This window comes from Trichlorobacter lovleyi (assembly GCF_015239775.1).
Taxonomy (GTDB): Bacteria; Desulfobacterota; Desulfuromonadia; order Geobacterales; family Pseudopelobacteraceae; genus Trichlorobacter; species Trichlorobacter lovleyi_B.
The window spans coordinates 864,665-886,558 of the sequence record NZ_CP058409.1 but is presented as its reverse complement, the minus strand read 5'-3'; the positions used below and the strand labels follow the sequence as shown (position 1 = coordinate 886,558).

Below are 21,894 nucleotides of genomic sequence, written 5' to 3'. Positions count from 1 at the left end.
GATCGTTCTGTATAGCACAGCTGTCGCTGCCGGAAAAGTCAATTTGACTCTTTGACAGGATTGCCGGCTTTCGCTACCCTGTCAAACCATGCGTACCCTCGAGAATGCCATTATCCGCCTGCTGAAGCAGAAACCGTTCTACGGCCACCTGCTCTTGCAACTGCGGCGTGCCCCGTTGCAGAAGCAGGATCGCTCTGCCGCCATCACCATCCGGGACGGCGTACCGCTCTTATCCATAGCTGAAACCGCCTTCAGCAGCCTTGAGCCGGCGGAACAGGAAGCCCTGCTGGAGCACCTGCTCAAGCACCTGCTGCACCTGCACCCGCTGCGGCGCCGTGAGCGCAATCCCCATGACTGGGATGTGGCCTGCGACCTGGCCATTAACCCGACCATTGCCGGACTGCCGGCAGGCGCACTGTACCCTGAGAATTTCAGGCTGGAGCCGGGGCTGTCTGCGGAAGAGTATTACGACCTGATTGTCCCCGCCTTTGACATGGGCAACGAGGAAGGCAGCGGCGCAGGCCGGGCTGAACAGGCCAGTAGCGGGATTGACGGCAGCGGTTCAGGACGGCAGCTGCACGAGGCAGAGACCATTGATGACCACGAGGCCTGGCAGGATGCAGACGGGACACCGCTGAGCCTGGCGGAAGAGATGGTGCGCAGCATGGTGCAGGATGCCCTGCGGGGCAGCGACGGCGAGACACCGGCGGATATCCGGGCAGTGGTGGATGGACTGCTGCACCCGGCACCGATCCCCTGGCGCCAGATCCTGCGCCAGTTCATTGCCACAGCCGGACGGACCGGTCGCAGCAACACCTGGATGCGGGAACATCGCCGCTTTGCCCATGAGACTCCGGGGATTCGCAAGAGGCGCAAGCTGAACCTGCTGGTGGGGATTGATGTCAGCGACTCCACCAACATCGTGGCACTACGGGAGGCCTTTGCGGCTGAGCTGGTCAGTCTGGCCCGCGGCCGGGACTGCAGCATCACGGTACTGTACGCCAACAGCCGCATCCAGCAGATCGAGACCTTCAACAGTGCATCGTTTGTGGCCCAGCGTTACGATGGTGGCGGTTTTACCGACCTGCGTCCGGTCTTTGACTACGCCCGGACCATGCATCCCCTGCCTGCCGCAGTGATCTACCTGACCGACGGTATCGGCCCGGTGCCGGAGCAGATGACTGTTCCCACCCTCTGGGTCCTGACCCGGGAAGGCGAGAAACCGGCCCCCTGGGGGGTGGAGCTCAGGTTGACGGTATAGTGAACTTGCTGCCCTGCCTGCTCAGAAAACCATCCTCGAGCATCCCCTCCAAAATCCGCGCAAGCCGTTCTTCCTCGGCATTCAACTGTTTCCGCAGCGTCGCCGGCGTAGCCCCGCCCGCCACGAGCAGGAACCGCAGCACCGCCCCGCGCAGCTGACGGTCTGAGCCCTCAAACCTGCTCTGCCGGGTATGGTGCCGGCTGCGGCGGCTGGGGTTGGGAAAGCGGCGCTTCAGGTCACTGCCGTAATCCATCAGGGCGTTGTACCAGGTGCGCGGTTCTGCCCTGTCCAGAACCGCCTCCACAACCGGCAGCAGCTCCTTATCCGTCACCCCCTCCTGATCTGCAAAGAAACAGTGCAGCAGCACGGCACGGATATTGGTTTCCAGGAAAACCTGGGGACGGTTGAAGGCAAAGGCGGCAACGGCACCGGCAGTATAGGGACCGATGCCCGGCAGCTGCTGCAACAGGACAGGGTCATCCGGCAAGCTGCCTCCCCAAAGGCCTACGATCATCCGGGCTGCCCGTTGCAGATTCAGGGCCCGGCGGTTGTAGCCCAGCCCCTGCCAGGCGGTCAGCAGCTCTGTCAGCGAAGCGTCGGCAAGGGCTTGGGCATCGGGGAAACGCCCGATAAAGGCAGTGAACCTCGGTATGACCCGATCCACCTGGGTCTGCTGCAGCATCACCTCCGACACCAACACCCGGTAGGGATCGGGGAGATCTCCCCCCCGCCAGGGCAGCTGACGCCCCTGCTCACGGTAGAATTGATACACCAGTTCTTGGAAAGCGGCCACCACCGGCAACGAGACCCCTTCACGCAAGGCAGCAGCTTTCAGTTGTGCCTCAGGGCCGGTATCGCTGCCCACCGGCCAGGGCTGCATCCCGTGCTTGCAGTCAGGCCGTGCTTTCGGGTAGGCTGACGATAACTGTTCTGTGTGAGAGGATGACATATGGATACACCTTTACAACCGATGACCGACGATTCTGTCCGTGCACTGCTTGAGGCTGCCGGGGCGCAGGTAATGGCCCGTTCCGGCCGTTCCGAGCACTACAGTGCGCCCCGTGAGTTTTCCTTTGAGGCCAAGGCGATCTTCCCCAACGGGATGGGGATGCATATCGTTGCCCGCCAGTTCAACTACCGCGATCCCTGGGAGGCAACCGGCAGGGTCAATGACCTGGTGGATGTGATGCTGTTGAAGGACGGCGAATTGACGCCACTTCCCAAAGGCTACCCTTTTTTTCAGGGGACCGATGAGGAGTGCGGCGTGGATGAAGCCAGCCTTAAAGAGATCATTGCCTGTGTCAGCGGGGTTAATGTCAAGTTGTACGAACTGCAACGGATCACCGGTGACCTGGCCTGACCTGAACAAGCAAGGGGCACCTGAAATCAGGTGCCCCTTGCCAATGCTCGCATCCAGGTTAACGAGCCTGTTATGAACGATGTTTTTCGCTGAATCCCTTGAAACCACCCTGTGGTGCCTGTTTTGGCCGCGGCGGTGTCGTCATGTCCCAGACCATCTTGGAAAGTGACTTCTCCACCGGAAAAAGGGCCAGAGCAAACAGGAACAGGAGCAGAAAGACTCCGAAGAAGCACGCCAGCATGATCAGTACAACCATAATTGCTTCTACAAATACCGGCATGGGAGTCCTCCTGTCTCAGCTTCACCACGTGTACGTCATAGTAGCACACAATCCCGACAGTTTCCAATCAGGCTTTTTGAAACAGGTCAACCGGCAGGCTACTCAGCGCGGGCCGGCTGGTTGCGTTCCTCCTTGAGCATGTCAAGCGCCACCAGGGCCACACCGACACAGATCAGGGAATCTGCCACGTTAAAGGCAGGCCAGTGGTGGCTCTTCCAGTAGACATCCAGAAAGTCAATCACCTCACCCAACCGGACCCGGTCAATCAGATTGCCGATGGCGCCGGAAAAAATCATCGCCAGGGCAGCCTGGGCCAGCTTCTGATCGTCACGCATCTTTTTCAGCGCCACGATGATGACAAGCGCAGCAATCAGCGTGATGCCTATAAAAAACGGCAGCCGCCAGGATACGTTGGAAAGAAAGCTGAAGGCAGCCCCACGGTTGCGCAGGTAGGTGAAGCTGAATAGACCCTCAACCACCGGAATGGACTGGTGCAGGGCCATGACCCGGTCAACATACAGCTTGGTGGCTTGGTCCACCACCAGTCCGAGACCGGCAATTACCGAAAAGATCGTCCAGCGGTTCATGCTATATCACCGCCGCCGTGCATTTCGGGCAGATCGTCGGGTGCTCCGTATCGCTGCCCAGCTCTTCACTGTAGCACCAGCAGCGCTCACACTTTTCACCCGGTGCCTTTTCCACCAGCACCTTCAGTCCTTCGACGACCGTACCGTCATAGGCACCGGCTGGCAGCTCTTCAACCAGATCCAGGCGGGAGACAATGCAGATCGACCGCAGCTTTTCCAGATAATTGTTCATAAAGGCGATGGTCGCCGGTGGGGCGGACAGCTTGACCGCTGCATCCAGCGGATGGCCGATCACCTTCTCTACCCGCTTCAATTCAAGCGCCTTGAGCACATCGGCCCGGACATTAAACAGACGTTCCCAGCGTTCCGCCAGTTCAGCATCCCGGTTTCCGGGGACCAGCTGCGGGAAGGCGGCCAGATGCACGCTAGCCTCCCGCTCACCCGGCAGGAACTGCCAGATTTCGTCGGCAGTAAAGGAGAGCAGCGGGGCCAGCAGACGGGTCAGGCTATCGGTGACCAGGTACATGGCGGTCTGGCTGCTGCGGCGTTCCCGGGCGTCCTTGCGGCTGGTGTAGAGGCGATCCTTGAGGATATCCAGATACAGGGCGCTCAACTCAACCGTACAGAATGAGTTGACCGCCTGATAGATCACATGGAATTCAAAATCCGCATAGGCAGCCAGCACCCGCTCCTTGAGCAGCTCCAGGTGATGCAGCGCCAGGCGGTCGATCGGCAGCAACTCGGCAAACGGTACGCTGTCGGCTGCCGGATCAAAATCATTCAGGTTGCCCAGCATAAAGCGGCAGGTGTTGCGAATCCGGCGATAGGCCTCAGCCACCCGGTTCAGGATCTCTTCCGAGATGCGGTTATCATCACGGTAGTCCTGGGCAGAACACCAGAGCCGCAAGACATCGGCCCCGAACTTCTTGATCACATCCTCAGGCGCCACCACGTTGCCCATGGACTTGCTCATCTTGCGCCCCTGGCCATCCAGCACGAAGCCGTGGGTCAGCACGGACTTGTAGGGGGCAACGCCGCGGGTGCCGACAGACTCCAGCAGGGAGGAGTGGAACCAGCCACGATGCTGATCGCTGCCCTCCAGATAGAGATCAGCCGGTGATGACAGCTTGGGATTGGGCTCCAGCACCGCAGCATGGGAGACCCCTGAATCAAACCAGACATCCAGAATGTCATTCTCTTTTGCAAAGGCAGCTGAACCGCACTTGGGACATTTGGTTCCGGCAGGCAGCAGCTGGCTTGCCTCCCATTCAAACCAGACATCGGAGCTGTGCTGTTTGAACAGCTCAGCCACGTGATCCATGGTGGCTCCGTCAGCCAGGAACTCACCGCAGTCACTGCAGGAGAAGGCGGTGATCGGCACGCCCCAGGAGCGTTGGCGGGAGATGCACCAGTCAGGCCGGTTCTCCACCATGCCGTAGATACGGTCGCGGCCCCACTTGGGAATCCACTGCACCTTGTCAATCGCCTCCAGTGACTTGGCACGCAGCTGGTTGGCATCCATGGAGATAAACCACTGCTCGGTGGCCCGGAAGATGATCGGCTTCTTGCAACGCCAGCAGTGCGGATAGGAGTGGGAGATCTTGCTGACACCCACCAGCGCACCAACCTCCTGCAGTTTCTCGATTACCTTGGGGTTGGCCTCAAAGACCTTCTCACCGCCAAACAGCTCAAGGTTGCCGATATACTTGCCGTAGTTATCCACCGGGTTGTAGATCTCAAGCCCTTCCCGCAGGCCAAGCTCATAGTCGTCCTGACCATGGCCGGGGGCGGTATGGACGCAGCCGGTACCGGCCTCAAGGGTGACATGCTCCCCCAGCAGGATGATCGAATCACGGTCATAGAAGGGATGCTTGCAGTTCTTGTGGTCAAGGATGTCGGCCTTGAAGGTGGCGATCACCTCTCCGGACAGGCTGTTGGCAGCCAGGAACTGATCCTTAAGTCCCTCGGCCACAATCAGTACCTGCCCCTCCACCTCAACGGCGCAGTAATCGTATTCTGGATGCATGGCTATGGCCAGGTTGGCCGGGATGGTCCAGGGGGTGGTGGTCCAGATCACCACAAAGACCGGCTTGCCGGCCAGAGCAGGAACAGCAGCAGAGACATCATCCTGCAGGGCAAACTTGACATAGATGGAGGGGGAGGTGTGGTCGGCATACTCAACCTCGGCCTCGGCCAGGGCGGTCACACAGGAAGAACACCAGTGTACCGGTTTCTTGCCCCGGTACAGCCCGCCGTTGTGGGCAAACTTGGCCAGCTCGGCAGCGGTCAGTCCTTCGTATTCATTGGTCATGGTCATGTAGGGATTATCCCAGTCCCCCAGCACCCCCAGACGCTTGAACTCCTCTTTCTGGATATCGATAAACTTTTTGGCATAGACACGGCATTCCTTGCGCATCTCGGCCTTGGTCATCTGGTGTTTCTTTGACCCCAGGTTTTTCTCCACCTGCAGCTCAATCGGCAGGCCGTGACAGTCCCAGCCCGGCACATAGGGGGCCTGGAACCCCTCCATCCGCTTGACCTTCAGCACAATGTCCTTCAGGGTCTTGTTCAGGGCGTGGCCGATATGGGTATGGCCGTTGGCATATGGAGGGCCGTCATGCAGCATATAGACCGGCTTATCCTTGCCGGCCTCCTCAATCATTCCGTACAGGTTCAGCTCTTGCCAGCGCTTGAGCAGCTCCGGCTCACGCTGGTACAGGTTGGCCTTCATCGGAAAGTCGGTTTGGGGCAGGTTCAGGGTCGCTTTGTAATCCATACTCTTTTCTCCGCAGCTCATCTGGTAAATTTATGTAACGTACCGACATCTCCACGCAAAGTCAAGGAGATAGCACGCTGTTGCCGTACACTACACCTGTTTTCTCCCTTGCATTAACCTACCTATTCTGCTAGTTTTTTTAGTCCATTTTTCCTGAAAGGAATTCCACCCATGTTCAAGATATTCGATTCACTGTTCGGGATGTTTTCCAACGACCTGGCCATTGACCTTGGCACCGCCAACACCCTGGTCTACCTGAAGGGCAAAGGAATCGTCGTCCGTGAGCCTTCGGTGGTTGCCGTCCAGAAGATGCCCACCGGCCAGCAGAAGGTGCTGAAGGTCGGGATGGAGGCCAAGCAGATGCTGGGCAGGACCCCCGGTTCCATCACCGCCATCCGCCCGATGAAGGACGGCGTTATCGCCGACTTCGACATCACCGAAGAGATGCTGCGCTACTTCATCCACAAGGTGCACAACCGCAAGACCCTGGTCCGTCCCCGGATCGTGATCTGCGTTCCCTCCGGCATCACCCAGGTGGAAAAGCGGGCCGTCAAGGAATCGGCCGAGTCTGCCGGTGCCCGCGAGGTCTACCTGATTGAAGAGCCGATGGCAGCCGCCATCGGTGCCGGCTTGCCGATTACCGAGGCCAGCGGCAATATGATCGTTGATATCGGCGGCGGCACCACCGAGGTAGCGGTAATCTCGCTGGCCGGCATCGTCTACTCCCAGTCCACCAGGATGGGGGGCGACAAGATGGATGAAGCGATTGTCCAGTACATCAAGCGCAAGTACAACCTGCAGATCGGTGAGCGGATGGCTGAGGCGATCAAGATCGAGATCGGCGAGGCCTATCCCGGCCCGGAGGTCCTGACCATGGAGGTCAAGGGACGTGACCTGGTTTCCGGTATCCCCAAGACGATCGAGATCAACTCCGACGAGATCCGTGACGCCCTGAAAGAGGCGGTCAACGCCATCGTCGATACCGTACGCCAATGCCTGGAGCGGACCCCGCCGGAACTGGCCGCCGATATTGTGGACAAGGGGATCTTCCTGGCCGGCGGCGGCGCAGGCCTGCGCAATCTGGACCTGCTGCTGCGCGAGATCACCAAGGTACCGGTGCTGATTGCCGAAAACCCGCTGGACTGCGTCGTACTGGGCTCCGGCAAGGTGCTGGATGAGCTGAATCTGCTCAAGCGGGTAGCCGTAACGTCATAGGGCATGTTTCCCGCTCAGGCGCGGCCCTGGCATGAGAGGCTCGTGTGGCGTACAGAGTGCGTATGCCTCTGTGCCATACTGCCTCTACACCCGAGCAAAAAATCCCCGTTCCTTGATTTCCATTTTTTGATTGACGCTTCAGGGTGGGTTATGCCCACCCTTTCTATTAGTGCACTATGACCACTCCCACTTTTGACATCATTGTTCCGGCCTGGAACAGCCCGACCGAGACCCGGGCCTGCCTTGTCTCCATCCTGGACTGCTCGCCAATCGCCCGGATGATCATCATCAACAACGGCTGCGACCGCACCACGGAGTTGATGCTGGAGGAGTTCTGCGATCATCTGGGGGAACGTGCGCTCTACATAACCATGGAGCGGAACATCGGTTTTGTACCTGCCGTCAACCGTGCACTTGCCCGCTCAGACGCAGACTGGGCCTTGATTGTACGGCCCACCGGCACACTTTCCGGCACCTGCTTCCAGCAGATTCTGGCAACAGCAGGCAACCGCCAGGCCGGCATCATCACCCCCCATTGCCCCTCAGAGCACCCGCTGCCTGCCCAGCTTGTCAAGTTCGGTTGTGCGGTCATTGAAACCTGCGATATCGGCTTTTCCCTGCTGGCACTTTCCAAGGCAATGCGCGACAGCATCGGCCTTTTTGATGAAGAGCTGGACAGCGGCCCCTGGTGTCTGCGGGATTACCGCCACCGCGCTGATGCCCATGGTTTCAGAACCTGTCTGCTGCCGGGAGTAACCTCCGATGCGGAGCCGGCCACCATCTTTGGCTCGCGTGAACGGCGCCGGAAGCAGGAAGAGGCCGCCATTACCACCTTTCGGCAACGCTGGGGAGAGCAGCAGCATGTTGCCATCTATCTGCCCAAGGATACCGAAGAGGCCCATCTGCACGCCCTGCTGGAGCAGTTGCTGGCAGCAGCACGGCGAGGTCACCGCCTGGAGCTGTTCCTGCACCGCCGCCAGTACCTGTCAGCGCTGCAGCATGGGGCTGCCTGCCTACACTGCGGAGTGACCATCCACAGGCTTTCCCTGCTCAGCCCGTTACGCAGCCTGACCCGCGGCATGGCCGCGCTTCTCAAACAGCATCCCGGGCTGCAGCCTGTCTGCGGTCTGGACGGCATTCCGTTTCCCGGCTATGATACAGCACTTCCAGCCACCACCCTGACTCACCTGGCTCACCCCTAAAGGAGGCAGTTCATGCAATCGTTTATCACCAAGCAACTCCAGGAGCACCTGGCCCTGTTTCAGAAGATGGAGGCCGAACTGACAGCTCCGGTGGCAGAGCTTGCGGAGCGCCTGATTGAGACCTTCAAGATCGGCAACAAACTCCTGATCATGGGCAACGGCGGTTCAGCAGCCGACGCCCAGCACTTTGCCGGAGAGATTGTCAGCCGCTTCAGGATTGAACGCCCCGGCCTGCCGGCCATTGCCCTTTCAACCGACACCTCCATCATAACTGCCATCGGAAACGACTACGGTTATGAGCGGATCTTCTCCCGTCAGGTCGAGGCACTGGCGGTGCCGGGTGACGCCGTGATCGGTATTTCCACCAGCGGCAACTCCCCCAACGTGCAGAAGGCGCTGGAAGTGGCCCGTCAGGCCGGCTGCACCACCATCGGCCTGCTGGGCAAAGACGGCGGCAGTATCAAGGCGGTCTGCGACATCCCGCTGATCATCCCCTCCAATGACACCCCCCGGGTACAGGAGGGGCACATCACCGTAATCCACATCCTCTGTGACCTGATCGAGCAGGGACTGTTCGGCATATTTGCCGGGGAAGGACGCTAGACCATGGATCGCAAGATGGTCGAATCACTGTTTCAGCGCGCCTCCAGCCTGAAATGCCTGGTTGTCGGCGACCTGATGCTGGATGAATACCTCTGGGGCAAGACCGACCGGATATCTCCCGAGGCCCCGGTGCAGGTGGTGGATGTGCTACGGGAAGACCTGCGCCTGGGAGGAGCCGGCAACGTGGCCAACAACCTGCTGGCGCTGGGCTGCCAGGTCACGGTGGCATCGGTGGTCGGCGAGGACGAAAACGGCTGGGCACTGTTGAAGACGTTCAGCCGCCAGGGGATTGATACCACTCCGATTTATCAGGAGGCGGGACGCCGCACCGGCCGCAAGACACGGGTGATTGCCTCCAACCAGCAGATCGTCAGGATCGACCGGGAATCCCGTGAGCCGCTCTCCGGGCAGATCGAGCAACAGCTGGTCAACTGGCTGCAGCAGCATATAACCGGTTTTGATGTAGTGCTGGTCTCTGATTACCTGAAGGGGGTGCTGACACCGTCCGTCCTGGCCGCTGTCACCTCCACGGCGAGCAGACGCAGCATTCCTGTTCTGGTGGACCCCAAAGGAAGTGATTACAGCAAGTACCGGGGCGCCACCTGCCTGACCCCCAACCGCAAGGAGGCAGAAGCCGCTTCCGGAATACCGATCCGTGACGGTGCCAGCCTGCAGCAGGCTGCCGATACGATCATGTCCACCGTGGGACTGGACAACCTCCTGATCACCCGCAGCGAAGAGGGGATGTCGCTTTTCTGCGGCAGTGGCGAGACCGTCCATATTCCGACCGTTGCCCGCGAGGTGTTTGATGTCACCGGCGCCGGCGACACGGTGCTGGCCCTGCTGGCCTGCGGGCTTGCCGGCGGCCTGCCGTTGGCCGAGTCGGCCCGGCTGGCCAACGTTGCAGCCGGGATCGCCGTGGCCAAGCTGGGCACCTCCACCGTTACCCCTGCAGAGATTATCACTGCGGTATCCCTGGAACACCGCGACAGTGACAGCAAGATCAAGAGCCGTGAGGTCCTGGCAGAGATCATTGCCACAGAACGGGCCAAGGGCAGGCAGGTGGTCTTTACCAACGGCTGCTTTGACCTGCTGCATGCCGGACATGTCAAATATCTGCAGGCCGCCCGCCGCCTGGGCGACCTGCTGATTCTGGGACTGAACAGCGATGCCTCGGTACGGCGCCTGAAAGGGCCCAAACGCCCGCTGATTGACGAAGATGAACGGGGCCACCTGATGGCTGCCCTGGACTGTATCGACTACGTCTGTCTGTTTGAGGAGGACACTCCGCTGGAACTGATCACCGCCCTGAAACCGCAGATTCTGGTCAAAGGCGGCGACTACACGCCGGAGGGGGTCGTTGGCAAGGATCTGGTGGAGTCATACGGCGGCAGGGTTGAGCTGATCCCCTTTGTGGATGGCAAATCAACCACGAACATCATCGAGAAGGTGCTGGAACGCTACACCGACGAACAGTAAACGAAAAGGGCGGCCAACCAGGCCGCCCTTTTTTATCCCCGTCCCTGTATTACCAAACCATTGAAAAGCGTTGTGCACAGGAACGACCGTGCGCCAAGCCATGGCGGGCTCCGCAGCAGCTTTTCAAGAACCTGTCAACGCACCAGGCGTCGCACCACCCTACCCACCACAATCGGATAGGTCATGTTATTGTTGGGATCAATGATATCCGGCGGGCAGCACTCATTATCGCACTTGGCCAGAAAGGTGCCATCCTGGTTTCTGAAAACACGCCGCACCATCATCATGCCGTCCGCGTACCGCAACAACAGACACCCGCCGTTGATCGTGGTCTTGATGCCGGCATCCACCATGACCAGATCGCCGTCCTGCAGCCAGGGCGCCATGTTGTCCCCCAACACCTTGACCAGCAGAAAGTTCTCGGGCGCCACCCCCAGGGAGTGGTTAAGCCAATTGAGGCCGGGGGCAAGCACATCAACAATCTGCGGCGACACAAACGAAGTCAGCACCTCACCATTGTCCGCACGCTGGGTATAAGCCTTGTAGGGGGGATGAATCAGGGGATGACCGCAGCTTGACTGGGTAAAACTATCGCGCGGTTTGTTGCTGTGCTCACTGTCAACATTACAGGCGGCTTCTCCGCCCTGAGTCTGCTGCTCATTCTCCCCCTGCCCACCCGATCTGCCCAGGCCGATTTTCTGACCGGTCAGCACATATTGCAGGTCAAGTCCTTCCTTGCCGCAGACGGCAACAATCTCTTCCGTCGGCACGGTGTTGCGGTGTTTCCAGTTATGGATACGCCGGATACCAACTCCCATGACATCTGCCAGCTCCAGGTCGGTATCAAGACCCAGCTCATCCTTGATCCTGCTCAAGACATCCCTGGTGTTCAGCAACGTGTCTTCGGCAGCCCCCGAAGCCACCTGAAGAGATGATGTTGCCGCATTCACAACGTTCGCACCTTCATGCAGCTCAATAATTTTCCCGTTTTTTAACATCCATAGCCCCCAGCACTCACCAAAATACATCAATTCCGGTAGCAGACATCAACAAAACAACAATACACTTGACCGACACATCAAATACGGATATACAAAACAAACAATTTACCGTTTTTGATGAACAGCAATCTTGCAACCCAACCAGCAAATCCCATAAGCGGTAACATGCATCGCAATTTGTATATCAATTTACGTTGGTGATTTCAATGAATGATCTTAAAACTCAAAAAAACAGCAGTACTGGTCAGCCACGGCGACATACCGCCCACGGAACCGGCGGCAACTACTACACCCCGCCACAACCGCCACCATTCCATGACGGGAGCGGTACGGGCACCCCTAGCGAAACGGACACGCTGCTTGCGCTGGCACTGTTGCTTGATTTTCTGCCACACGAACAGGCTCACAAGCTTCAGCACCGCTTTGCAGCGGAAGTCATTCTCCAGCTCCCGCAGGGGAAATCGCCCCTGTTCCTCTCACGCCGCGACATTATGGCCTGGGTCAATGCCGCAAGAACCTGAATCCTCATGGACCTGCAGCCCCCACCCATAACGGCCCTTGTGCTGGATGACAACCGGAACACACGGCGCAGAATCGTCTCAGATCTTGAACAGAGCGGGCTTTTCCACCGGATAACCGAAGCGGTGGACGGGCTTGACGGATTCAAGCAAGTATCGGAAAACGCGCCTGACCTGATCCTCTGCGACCTTGAGATGCCCCGCATTGATGGCCTCAGATTCCTGCAGATGATCCGCTCCAAGGAGGAGACCAAAGATATCCCGGTGCTGATCCTGACCGGTCGTACCGAGCGTTCGCTGCGCCTGAAAGGGTTATCAGAGGGGGCCAACGACTTTTTACTGATCCCCTATGACCCGGAGGAACTGATCGCCAGGGTCAAGCTGCACCTCAAGTCAAAAGAGTTGGAAAAGAATCTGAAAAAGCGGAACATGGAGCTGGAGCTGCTGACCCACAAAGATCCTCTGACCGGCGCTTTTAACCGCAGATACCTCAGCATGTCGCTGGACTCCGAGATCATGCGGCACGCCCGTACGGGCGAGGCGCTTTCCCTTCTGATGCTGGACATTGACCACTTCAAAGATATCAATGACACCTACGGACATCATGCCGGCGACCTGGTCCTGCAGCGTGTAACGAAACGGCTTACAGAAGGGCTGCGCGAGTATGATCTGCTGGCACGCTACGGTGGTGAAGAGTTCGTGGTCGTGCTGCCGAGCACCAGCCCCACTGAAGCAGAAATGGTGGCACAGCGCCTGCTTCAGGGCATTCACAGGCTGACCTTTTCCGACACCCTGGCCGGGACGGCAGTAACTGTCAGTATCGGAGTCATCAGCCACAGCGCCAACAGCGTCATAAGCGCTGCAGAGCTGTTATCCCGGGCTGATACGGCGCTCTACCGGGCCAAACAGAGTGGAAGAAATCGCGTGGTTACTTACGATAACGGCCTGAGCACCGTTTCTGCAACCGCTTAGCACTCCCACAACCCAGCTCATGCGTACCTAAAACAGACAAAGCGGGGTGACCGACATCACCCCGCCTTGTTGTTTCATCCCCACCTGTCGGCCTTCGATTACAACCTGAACTTGCTGACCAGGTTCTGCAGATCCTGGGCCTGTCCTGCCAGCTGTGCAGCGGCGGCGGCAGTTTCTTCGGCACCACTGGCGGTCTGTTGCACCACTTCGGTGATCTGATGGATATTGGTGGTCACCTCACCGGTGGTGGCGGTCTGCTCTTCAGCTGCCGTAGCGATCTGACTGACCTGCATGGTGACATCATTAACCTGCTCCAGGATCTGTTGCAGCGAGGTTTCAAGCTGAGCCGCCTCGGCAGCCCCCTTTTCCGTACCTTTGACCCCTTCCTCCATGGAGGTGATGGCCACTTTGGTCTCTTGCTGAATGCTGCGGATCATCTCACTGATCTCCTTGGTGGCCTTGGTGGTCCGCTCTGCCAAGGCGCGCACCTCATCGGCCACCACCGCAAAACCGCGCCCCATCTCGCCGGCCCGGGCCGCCTCAATAGCCGCATTCAGGGCCAGCAGGTTGGTCTGGTCGGCAATATCCTCAATGGTGCCGACAATGGCGCCGATCTGTTCAGAACGTTCCCCCAGGTTTGATATAATCCTGGCATTCTCACGGGTGTGCTCGCCGCGGGTCCGGATACCATCGACGGTATGTTTGACAATTGCAAAACCGCTTTCCGTTGTGGCAGCGGCCACACCGGCGCTATCGGCAGCAGCATGGCAGTTACGGGCGATGTCGCTGCTGGTGGCGGCCATCTCTTCGCTGGCTGTGGCAACGGTGCCGGTCTGGGCAGCCACCTCTTCGGCACCGGTGGCAATCTGTTCAGAGGTGCTGTGCAACTGGCTGGAGGCTGAAGCGATCCCGGCAGAGATCTGGACCGTCTGCCCCACCAGATTACGCAGACTCTCGAGCATGTGGGCCATGGCCGCTTCCAACTGGCCAACTTCATCTTTTGAGTTTACGCTAATCCGAGCCGTCAGATCACCTTCCGCAAGGCGTTCGGCAACGGTAACCGCGCCGGACAACGGAACCGTAATCATACGTGAAATAACCACCCCCAGAAACACTGCCAGGGCCACAGCAATTGCAATCACCCCGATCATCAGCTTTGTAGCTGCAGCTGCAACCTGATCATTACTGTCTGAATTCAGTTTGGCCTGCTTCTTTTTAGACTCAACCAGTTGATTCAGCAGTTTCTGCTCATGCGTGGCCGCCTTGAAGGCCTCACCATGCATCAAGGCCTTGGCTTCATCATATTTACCAACAGCATCAAGTTCATTTATCTTATCAATAATGCTGTCATACATATTACGCGACTCTTTAAATTCATTAAATATCTTACGGCCCTCTTCTGTCAGAAGGGTCTTCTCAACCTTTTCAGCATGTGCAACCATCTCCTGGCGCAGTTTAGCAATAGCCTCCACGTAATTCTGACGTTGAGCAGGGTCTTTGGCCTCAACTGCATCTCGCAGATTGATTCTGATACGCTGGAAATTCACTGAAATAGTCCCCAAATCCCCCAAAGGCACAGTCATTTTTTCGTACATCACGGCATTTGCATCATTAATCTGATTAATTTTAACAATACCGATAGCGCCAACTATTGCTGCAATAACAGCGACCAGAACAAAACCGGATACCAACTTAACTCCAACTTTCAGATTTCTGAACCACGCCATGTTCCACCTCCTACCAGCGGTTGTAAAGAAATGATCAATTGCTACAAAATTGTAAATTTTCTTTATAAAACTTCTACCCTAAAGAAAAATATTTACAATAGGGTAAATACCCCAGATACAAGGAATAATCGTCTTTCAAGCGGCTATCTTAGCGTATTGTCTAAAAAAATGTTTCATGCCAACAAAAATCAATACTACCACACCGTGGCCCATGTCAGCCTCCCTGCCAGTCCCTTACCCAAGGAGATACAAGCAGGGCTGTCCGCAGACTCAATTCCGGTCAGCACAACAGATTAAAGACATGGCCCCGGCAGCCGGTTGCACAAAAAAACTCCCCGCCGGGAACCGGGGGGAGTCAGTGCCAACAGATTGGTGATGCTGAATGGGATCAGATTTCAGTGCCAGACACCGGTTCTGCAGCACCACCGAACACAGAGACACCCTCCAGGCAGACACCTCTGACCCTGCCGGTTTCCAGCAGCCGCTCGGCCGTACAGACACCGTCAAGCTCTACCAGCTGAAAATCAGCCCGCTTACCTGCCTCCAACGAGCCGACATGGCCGGCCAGACCGATGCCTGCTGCACCACCTTTGGTTGCCATCTCCAGCAGTTTCTCCGGCCCCAGCTCCCCTCTGTAGCAATCCAGGGCAAAACGGATCTCATCCCACAGGGACAGCGAATCATTGCTGGCCAGCGAGTCAGTGCCCAGACAGAGCGGAATACCCAGTTTCTTAAAGAGGTGCACCGGTGCCGTGCCGACCGCAAGCCGTTCATTGCTGCGCGGACAGAGGCAGATGGTGACCCCGCGTTCCTTCAGCAGGGCAGCATCAGCCGGGGTCAGCTGTACCCCGTGCACCGCCAGGGTTGAAGGCCCCAGCAGGCCGCCGCCATCAAAAAAACCGGCTGGCGTGGTCCTGCGGGGTGACGGCAGGAAGTCCTGCCAGCCAACCAGCGGATACATCTCTTCAGCCAAGGGCCCGGACGAGTCAAACAGCAGATCGGATTCATCACGGGATTCAGCCAGGTGCAGCGAAAGCGGCAGATCCCCCTGCCTTGCAGCGGTGGCGATGTCCGCCAGCAGGCTGCTGTTCAGGGTGTAGGGGGCGTGCGGCGAGAGACCCGGCTGACGTATGCCGTCAACCGTCCTGACCGCCTCCATCACCCTGGCCAGACGCGGCTCAAAGATCTGCCGGTCCTGCCCGATCAGCTCCAGGTAGATCCGCCCGCCAATGGAGGAGCCGGCATAGGCGGACAGCAGATCAGCAGAGGTGACAATATCACCGACCGAGGTGGTACCAGCCCGCAGGCAGGCATTGACACCGGCCTTGAGGGACACACAGGCCTCTTCAAGTGTCACGCCGCGCCGCACCTTGATCATCTGGATGATCCAGTCCACAAAACGGTGCGGGTGATAATCCAGCCCGTCCCGCAGACGCCAGGCCGGGAAATGAGTCAGTTCAAGATGGGTATGGGCATTGACAAAACCGGGCATGATCACGCAGCCGGGATAATCGCCCGTTGGTCGCCCGTACCCGGCAATCAGTTCCCCGGCAGTACCAATCTCAACAATGCGGCCGTCCCGTACAGCAACGGCGCCTCCGGCAATCGAGGTCTGGCCGGGTGAATACAGCCATGAGGCCGTGTAGAGCAAGGTAGCAGACATAGCGTGTCGGCACAGCGCTGGTGTAGTCAGGGCAACAGGCCACATCAGCAGCTCTGCCCGGTCACCGGCGTTTAGCCTCCTCCTTTACATGTCGAATTTCTTGCAAATCAGACTATAGCAAACCAGAAACCGGGTGGACAGTCCGCTTGCATCCTGGAAATCGCCGTTGCTCAGTTGGCCTGATCGGTTGCGAAGGCAGACTCCAGCCCCGCAATAACAAGGGACAGCTCCTTCTCAAACCGTTCAAGCAACGGCCCGGCATCCCCGGCATCTGAATCCAACCCCTGCTCCAGCTTCTGGGCGGCAGCCATCAGCTCCAGGGCACCAATCATCCCTGCGACCGACTTCATGGAATGGGCAACCCGGGCGGCCGTTCCTCTGTCTCCGGCTGCCAACAGCGCCTGCAGCTCTCTGGCGGTACCTGCCTTACTCGTCAGAAACTGCAGCAGCATCGTACGGTAGAATGTTTTTTTACCATTCATGCATTGCAGCCCGATTTCCATGGCGATACCGGGCAGGCTGTCCGGTAGCAGCACCGCTCTGTCAGCGCCGGCTGCCCTGGCCGTCTGCTGTTGGTCAGGGTTGCCGGAAGCGACCCGCACCCATCGTTCCAGGGTGCGATACAGTTCCTGGGGGTTGATCGGTTTACTGACGTAATCGTTCATCCCGCTGTCCAGGCAACGCTGCCGGTCATGGGGCATGGCATGGGCGGTCATGGCAATGATCGGCAGATTCCGGCAAGCCTGGTCGGCACGAATCAGGCGGCTGGCTTCATAGCCGTCCATAATCGGCATCTGAACATCCATCAGTATGGCATCAAAGCGGTGCTGAGCCGCCAGCTCCACAGCCATACGGCCATTATCCGCCACCGTGACCTCGATGCCGGCTGATGTCAGCAGCTCACAGGCCACCTGCTGATTCATGTCGTTATCCTCAACCAGCAAAACCCGCATACCACGCAATTGCCCGTAACACCCATTGTCTCCGGCCGTTTCACCCACCGGCAACCCGGCCGGTTCTGTGCGGGTATCACGTTCAAAGGCAGCCACCACGGCATCCAAAAGAGACAGCACGGTGACCGGCCTGGTCAGACAGCCGTCAAGCCCCTCTTCAACAACCTGTTTGTGCGTTTCCTCATTGCCATAGCCGGTAATCATGATGATTTTGGGTTGATGGTGCAGCGGCGACATACGCCTGACCTGCCGGGCAACGGCAAAACCGTCCAGGCCTGACGGGCTGTCATCCAGCAGCAGCAGATCATACGGCTGCTCTGACCGTTCAAGGCAGCCCAAGCCCTCCTGTACTGATCCGGCCAGTTCTGCCCGGCAGCCCAGTGAGCTGAACACCCCCTCAAGGATATCCCGTGAGCGGGCACTGTCGTCCAGAACCAGCAGCTTCATCCGCTGCAACTCAGGCGGCAGCTCTGGTCGTTGCAGTGCCGGGCTGTTACCGATGCCAAAACAGGCCGTAAAGAAGAAGACGCTGCCTTTGTCCGGTACCGACTCGGCCCCGATTTCGCCCCCCATCAGCAACACCAGCTGCTTGCTGATGGCAAGCCCCAGTCCGGTACCGCCAAAACGACGGGTACTGGAGGCATCGGCCTGGGTAAAGGGAGTAAACAGTTTGTCAAGTTGTTCAGGCGTCATACCGATGCCGTTATCATGCACCGAGAAACGCAGCATGACCCGGTTGTTTTCCCGGCAGTCCAGCAGCTCGATAGCGACAAAGATCTCCCCCTGTCCGGTAAACTTTACGGCATTATTGCAGAGGTTGATCAGTATCTGGCCCAGCCGCAACGGGTCGCCAACCAGTTGCACAGGCACCTCGGGGGCGATCTTCAACAGGAATTCAAGCCCCTTCTCATGGGCCTTGATACCGACGATACTGGTAACCGTATCCAACACCTCGCCCAGCAAAAACTGATGCTGTTCAAGCTCCAGCTTGCCGGCCTCAACCTTTGAGAAATCGAGAATATCATCAATAATTCCCAGCAGAGAGTCTGCGGCAAAGCCGGCTTTGCGTAAATAATCGCGCTGTTTGGGCGACATTTCAGTTTTCAGGGTCAGATGGATCATTCCGATTACTGCGTTCATCGGCGTACGGATTTCATGGGACATGTTTGCCAAAAATTCGCTTTTGGCCTGATCAGCTGCCTGTGCCGAGTCCCGGGCCGCCTCCAGCTCGGCAGTACGGGTCTTGACCAGCTCCTCGAGATGCAGACGGTAGCGGTTCAACTCCTCTTCCGCCTGTTTGCGCTCGGTGATATCGGTGATAACGGCCACCCGGGCAGTGTGCCCCTTGTAGATCAGGTCATGGGATGTGGCAACAATGCTCAGCAGGCTGCCGTCTTTGCGGCAGTGATGCCATTCACCGGCATTGGCATGTCCCACCAGACTGTTGGCCACCGTAATGATGCGTTCTTTTTCCTCAGCCGGATAAAGGTCCGGTAGACGCAGATGCGCCACATCTTCAGCGCTGTAGCCATAGTGGTGCAGGAAGGCCTCGTTAACCGCCAGCATCTGAAAGGTACCCCGCTCATAGATCAGCATCGGTGCCGGGTTCTGCTCAAAGAGATGCCGGTAACGCTGTTCACTGTCCCGCAGGTTCTCCTGGGCCTCTCTGATATCGGTTATGTTCCGCGCAATCCCCAGAACGCCAATCAGCCTGCCTTCCTCATCCCGCATCGGCGTCTTGATGGTTTCAAGCAGTTCGCGGTGACCATCAACGGCAAAGGTAACCCACTCCTCATTGACGCTGGGCCCTGCGGCAGCAAGTGCCTTCTGGTCATGCTCCCGGAAAAAATCAGCCAACTCTTTATCGACAAAATCGTAATCGGTTTTCCCCACAATCTCCGCTTCTTTAGCCCCCAGAAGCTGTTCAAAACGGGAGTTGCACATCAAAAAAACCCCGTCCGGGTCTTTCAGCCAGATCAGATCAGGGATGGTCTGCAACAGCGTGTACAGGCGGGTCCGCTCACTTTTCAGATCCTGATTGGCACGAAGCTGATCGGTGATATCCCGGGCTATAAAGTAGAGGCAGGGTTCTCCATTGATGAAGATCGGGGCCATATACATCAGGGCATGCCGTTTTCCCCCGGACTTTGTCGTCATGACGAATTCATGGTTCTCCAGCCGCCCCTGACTCCGGACGATATCCAGGGTCCTGGAACGGACCTCCGGTTCCCACAGCCCGATTTCCAAAGAGCTGCGGCCGATCAACTCTTCTTTGTTCCACCCCGTTGCCCGTTCAAAACTGGCATTCACCTCAATGAAGGTGCCGTCCGACATACGGCTGACACCCACCGTATCCGGCATCATATGAAACATGCTGGCATATTTCTGTTCTGACTGGCGCAGCTGTTCCTCCGCCTGCTTCCGCTCGCTGATGTCGGTCACCATGCTGAGGTAGCCGGTGATCCGCTCTTCTTCGCAGATAGCGGTAACCACCAGTTCAACCGGGATCTGATGACCATCCTTATGGACAAAGGTCCATTCCTGCTTACGGGACTCACCGCGGGCAGCCGGTTCTGCATAGATCGAAAACCAATCGGGAGTGACACCGCAGCCGCTTTTTACTGTCGCTACCTCTGTGGCCAGGTGAAACAGCAGCGGTGAGACCAGCCCCACCACCTCATCTGCGCGGTACCCAAGCAGTTTTTCCGCACCTCGATTGAAAAGAGAGATCCCGCCTTCCGGAGTAATGACAATGATGGCGATCTCGGTTGCAGCATCCATGACCGCCTGAAGAAAGGAGTTGAGTTTGACCAGAGATTTTCTGGCCTCGTCCAGTTGCTGCAGCTGCGACTTGAGTTCGGGGTAATAGCTCTTGCGCGCAGAATGCTCCCCTAGGCCGATGATCCGGTCACGCTGTTCATCCCAGCTTTCCGGTTGATCAGAACGCCGCCGCATAGATCGCCTCGATATCCTGAAGTGTAGGACGACGCGGATTCGTCACCATGCAGGCGTCCTGCATCGCCTTTGCTGCCAGGTCCGACAACTGGCTCCGGGTGCCCCCCTGACCAGCAAGGGGACCGGTGATCCCCAGCCGCTGGCGAAAATCGGCAATGCCACGGACCAGGGCAGTACAGGCCTGTGTGTCATGCATGCCGTGCAGTTCGATCCCCAGGGCATGGGCGACAGCACGATAGCGTTCCACAGCTGCCGGGAAATTGTAGGTGATGACATGTTCCAGCAGCCTGGCATTGCAGGCACCGTGGGGGATATCAAGCGCCCCTCCCAGACTGTGGGCCATGGCATGGACAGCCCCGAGACTTGCGTTGGAGAAGGCAATCCCGGCCTGGGTGCTGGCAAACATCATGGCATCGCGTGCCGGTGTTGACAAAGGTCTGTCGATGGCCTCAGGCAGATGACGGCCAATGAGCCGGATCGCCTCAAGTGCATGCAGATCGGTAAAGGGGGAACTGGCATTTGAGACATAGGCTTCGATTGCATGCACCAGGGCGTCCATGCCGGTGCAGGCGGTGAGATCGGCAGACATGGTGCTGGTCAGCAGCGGATCGATGAGGGACACATCCGGCACCAGCGACTTGCTGACAATGGCAACCTTGCGCTGTTCCCCGGTGTCGGTGATTATGGCAAATTGCGAGATATCTGCGGCAGAACCGGCGGTAGTGGGGATACAGATCAGCGGGGGCATCGGCAGTGGAACCTGATCCACACCGGTGTAGTCGAGGATATGACCTCCGTTGGAACAGACGATCCCGATCCCCTTGGCACAGTCCATGGGGCTGCCTCCCCCCACGGCAACAATACCGTCACACCTCCTGTCCCGGTAAACTGTGGCGCCGGCCATCACTTCGTGATCCTTGGGATTCGAGGTAACCCGGGTAAAGGGGACAGCGCAGATGCCGGCCTCGGACAGCCGCGCAATAACCCGGCCACACCAGCCCACCTGCTCGACTCCGGGATCACTGACAACCAGCACGGTCTGCAGCGCAAATCCCTTTGCATAATACCCCACCAGCGTGTGGGCATCAGCGCCGTAGACAATCTCAGGGATCACAAACTTGCGTAGTGCCTTGAACGGTTCCATGACCGGCTCCTTTACGGCGACGTTCAGGTGACTTTACCCCGGCACACAACTCGGACAAGGCCCGGGACGGCGTGCGGAATGTCGCCGCACAGCACCAAGAGTACCACGGAATCCAAAATAGAAAAGCCCCTGATTTGCAGATCAGGGGCCGTCAACGTGTTGCTGGAGCCGTAACAGTATGACAAGAAGAGCTGAAGG

Annotated in this window: 17 protein-coding genes; 8 read left to right on the top strand and 9 right to left on the bottom strand. The window is 58.1% G+C overall.

The features are described from left to right. Window positions 1-88: 88 nt before the first annotated feature. Window positions 89-1,261, top strand: coding sequence for a DUF2201 family putative metallopeptidase (locus FY034_RS03990; RefSeq protein ID WP_265553915.1), 1,173 nt, complete (start codon window positions 89-91; stop codon window positions 1,259-1,261). Here the strand turns inward: FY034_RS03990 and FY034_RS03985 are convergent. After that, window positions 1,245-2,210 carry an A/G-specific adenine glycosylase gene (locus FY034_RS03985; protein ID WP_265553914.1) on the bottom strand — a complete coding sequence of 322 codons (966 nt, stop codon included), beginning with the start codon at window positions 2,208-2,210 and terminating at the stop codon, window positions 1,245-1,247. The genes FY034_RS03990 and FY034_RS03985 overlap by 17 nt on opposite strands. Here FY034_RS03985 and FY034_RS03980 point away from each other — a divergent pair, their 5' ends adjacent. Continuing rightward, window positions 2,211-2,621, top strand: coding sequence for a hypothetical protein (locus tag FY034_RS03980; RefSeq protein ID WP_265553913.1), 411 nt, complete (start codon window positions 2,211-2,213; stop codon window positions 2,619-2,621). 70 nt (window positions 2,622-2,691) lie between these two features. Here the strand turns inward: FY034_RS03980 and FY034_RS03975 are convergent, their stop codons facing one another. The 3 genes from FY034_RS03975 to ileS all read right to left on the bottom strand — a co-directional run bounded on the left by FY034_RS03975 (window position 2,692) and on the right by ileS (window position 6,264). Then, window positions 2,692-2,901 carry a hypothetical protein gene (locus FY034_RS03975; RefSeq protein ID WP_265553912.1) on the bottom strand — a complete coding sequence of 70 codons (210 nt, stop codon included), beginning with the start codon at window positions 2,899-2,901 and terminating at the stop codon, window positions 2,692-2,694. Window positions 2,902-2,999: 98 nt separating this feature from the next. Continuing rightward, window positions 3,000-3,488 (bottom strand): signal peptidase II, encoded by a 489-nt coding sequence (gene lspA / locus FY034_RS03970; RefSeq protein ID WP_265553911.1) that lies wholly within the window; start codon window positions 3,486-3,488, stop codon window positions 3,000-3,002. 1 nt (window position 3,489) lies between these two features. Next, window positions 3,490-6,264, bottom strand: coding sequence for an isoleucine--tRNA ligase (ileS, locus tag FY034_RS03965; protein ID WP_265553909.1), 2,775 nt, complete (start codon window positions 6,262-6,264; stop codon window positions 3,490-3,492). Window positions 6,265-6,435: 171 nt separating this feature from the next. On the opposite strand from ileS, the gene FY034_RS03960 reads away from it, so the two are divergent. The 4 genes from FY034_RS03960 (at window position 6,436) to rfaE1 (ending at window position 10,763) form a co-directional block, all read left to right on the top strand. Beyond that, entirely contained in the window at window positions 6,436-7,479 is a 1,044-nt protein-coding gene (locus FY034_RS03960; protein WP_012469053.1) for a rod shape-determining protein, read from the top strand. 176 nt (window positions 7,480-7,655) lie between these two features. Further along, entirely contained in the window at window positions 7,656-8,681 is a 1,026-nt protein-coding gene (locus FY034_RS03955) for a glycosyltransferase (protein ID WP_265553907.1), read from the top strand. Between the two features lie 12 nt (window positions 8,682-8,693). Beyond that, the gene (gene gmhA / locus FY034_RS03950; RefSeq protein WP_265553906.1) at window positions 8,694-9,284 is read left to right on the top strand and encodes a D-sedoheptulose 7-phosphate isomerase; all 591 of its coding nucleotides are present in this window, start codon (window positions 8,694-8,696) and stop codon (window positions 9,282-9,284) included. 3 nt (window positions 9,285-9,287) lie between these two features. Further along, on the top strand, window positions 9,288-10,763 hold the full coding sequence (gene rfaE1, locus FY034_RS03945) for a D-glycero-beta-D-manno-heptose-7-phosphate kinase (protein WP_265553905.1): 1,476 nt from the start codon (window positions 9,288-9,290) through the stop codon (window positions 10,761-10,763). A gap of 134 nt (window positions 10,764-10,897) precedes the next feature. Here rfaE1 and FY034_RS03940 read toward each other — a convergent pair whose 3' ends face one another. Then, window positions 10,898-11,761, bottom strand: coding sequence for a LexA family transcriptional regulator (locus FY034_RS03940; protein WP_265553904.1), 864 nt, complete (start codon window positions 11,759-11,761; stop codon window positions 10,898-10,900). Between the two features lie 209 nt (window positions 11,762-11,970). Between FY034_RS03940 and FY034_RS03935 the strand changes: the two genes are divergently transcribed. Continuing rightward, on the top strand, window positions 11,971-12,285 hold the full coding sequence (locus FY034_RS03935) for a DUF6166 domain-containing protein (RefSeq protein ID WP_265553903.1): 315 nt from the start codon (window positions 11,971-11,973) through the stop codon (window positions 12,283-12,285). Between the two features lie 6 nt (window positions 12,286-12,291). Next, window positions 12,292-13,254 (top strand): diguanylate cyclase, encoded by a 963-nt coding sequence (locus FY034_RS03930; protein ID WP_265553902.1) that lies wholly within the window; start codon window positions 12,292-12,294, stop codon window positions 13,252-13,254. Between the two features lie 98 nt (window positions 13,255-13,352). Here the strand turns inward: FY034_RS03930 and FY034_RS03925 are convergent, their stop codons facing one another. The 4 genes from FY034_RS03925 to ercA form a co-directional block, all read right to left on the bottom strand. Then, window positions 13,353-14,981, bottom strand: coding sequence for a methyl-accepting chemotaxis protein (locus FY034_RS03925; protein WP_265553901.1), 1,629 nt, complete (start codon window positions 14,979-14,981; stop codon window positions 13,353-13,355). Window positions 14,982-15,369: 388 nt separating this feature from the next. Then, window positions 15,370-16,644: an amidohydrolase family protein gene (locus FY034_RS03920; RefSeq protein ID WP_265553900.1), complete on the bottom strand. Its 1,275-nt coding sequence runs from the start codon at window positions 16,642-16,644 to the stop codon at window positions 15,370-15,372. Window positions 16,645-16,814: 170 nt separating this feature from the next. After that, window positions 16,815-20,552, bottom strand: a complete 3,738-nt coding sequence (locus FY034_RS03915; protein ID WP_265553899.1) for a PAS domain-containing hybrid sensor histidine kinase/response regulator — start codon at window positions 20,550-20,552, stop codon at window positions 16,815-16,817. Continuing rightward, window positions 20,536-21,696 carry an alcohol dehydrogenase-like regulatory protein ErcA gene (ercA, locus tag FY034_RS03910; protein WP_265553898.1) on the bottom strand — a complete coding sequence of 387 codons (1,161 nt, stop codon included), beginning with the start codon at window positions 21,694-21,696 and terminating at the stop codon, window positions 20,536-20,538. The genes FY034_RS03915 and ercA overlap by 17 nt, the downstream gene beginning before the upstream one ends. Window positions 21,697-21,894: the final 198 nt, after the last annotated feature.

Bases quoted from the DNA above. Each gene is read 5' to 3' on its own strand.
- FY034_RS03990 (WP_265553915.1), top strand. From the start codon at position 89: ATGCGTACCCTCGAGAATGCCATTATCCGCCTGCTGAAGCAGAAACCG.
- FY034_RS03985 (WP_265553914.1), bottom strand. From the start codon at position 2,210: ATGTCATCCTCTCACACAGAACAGTTATCGTCAGCCTACCCGAAAGCA.
- FY034_RS03980 (WP_265553913.1), top strand. From the start codon at position 2,211: ATGGATACACCTTTACAACCGATGACCGACGATTCTGTCCGTGCACTG.
- FY034_RS03975 (WP_265553912.1), bottom strand. From the start codon at position 2,901: ATGCCGGTATTTGTAGAAGCAATTATGGTTGTACTGATCATGCTGGCG.
- lspA (WP_265553911.1), bottom strand. From the start codon at position 3,488: ATGAACCGCTGGACGATCTTTTCGGTAATTGCCGGTCTCGGACTGGTG.
- ileS (WP_265553909.1), bottom strand. From the start codon at position 6,264: ATGGATTACAAAGCGACCCTGAACCTGCCCCAAACCGACTTTCCGATG.
- FY034_RS03960 (WP_012469053.1), top strand. From the start codon at position 6,436: ATGTTCAAGATATTCGATTCACTGTTCGGGATGTTTTCCAACGACCTG.
- FY034_RS03955 (WP_265553907.1), top strand. From the start codon at position 7,656: ATGACCACTCCCACTTTTGACATCATTGTTCCGGCCTGGAACAGCCCG.
- gmhA (WP_265553906.1), top strand. From the start codon at position 8,694: ATGCAATCGTTTATCACCAAGCAACTCCAGGAGCACCTGGCCCTGTTT.
- rfaE1 (WP_265553905.1), top strand. From the start codon at position 9,288: ATGGATCGCAAGATGGTCGAATCACTGTTTCAGCGCGCCTCCAGCCTG.
- FY034_RS03940 (WP_265553904.1), bottom strand. From the start codon at position 11,761: ATGTTAAAAAACGGGAAAATTATTGAGCTGCATGAAGGTGCGAACGTT.
- FY034_RS03935 (WP_265553903.1), top strand. From the start codon at position 11,971: ATGAATGATCTTAAAACTCAAAAAAACAGCAGTACTGGTCAGCCACGG.
- FY034_RS03930 (WP_265553902.1), top strand. From the start codon at position 12,292: ATGGACCTGCAGCCCCCACCCATAACGGCCCTTGTGCTGGATGACAAC.
- FY034_RS03925 (WP_265553901.1), bottom strand. From the start codon at position 14,981: ATGGCGTGGTTCAGAAATCTGAAAGTTGGAGTTAAGTTGGTATCCGGT.
- FY034_RS03920 (WP_265553900.1), bottom strand. From the start codon at position 16,644: ATGTCTGCTACCTTGCTCTACACGGCCTCATGGCTGTATTCACCCGGC.
- FY034_RS03915 (WP_265553899.1), bottom strand. From the start codon at position 20,552: ATGCGGCGGCGTTCTGATCAACCGGAAAGCTGGGATGAACAGCGTGAC.
- ercA (WP_265553898.1), bottom strand. From the start codon at position 21,696: ATGGAACCGTTCAAGGCACTACGCAAGTTTGTGATCCCTGAGATTGTC.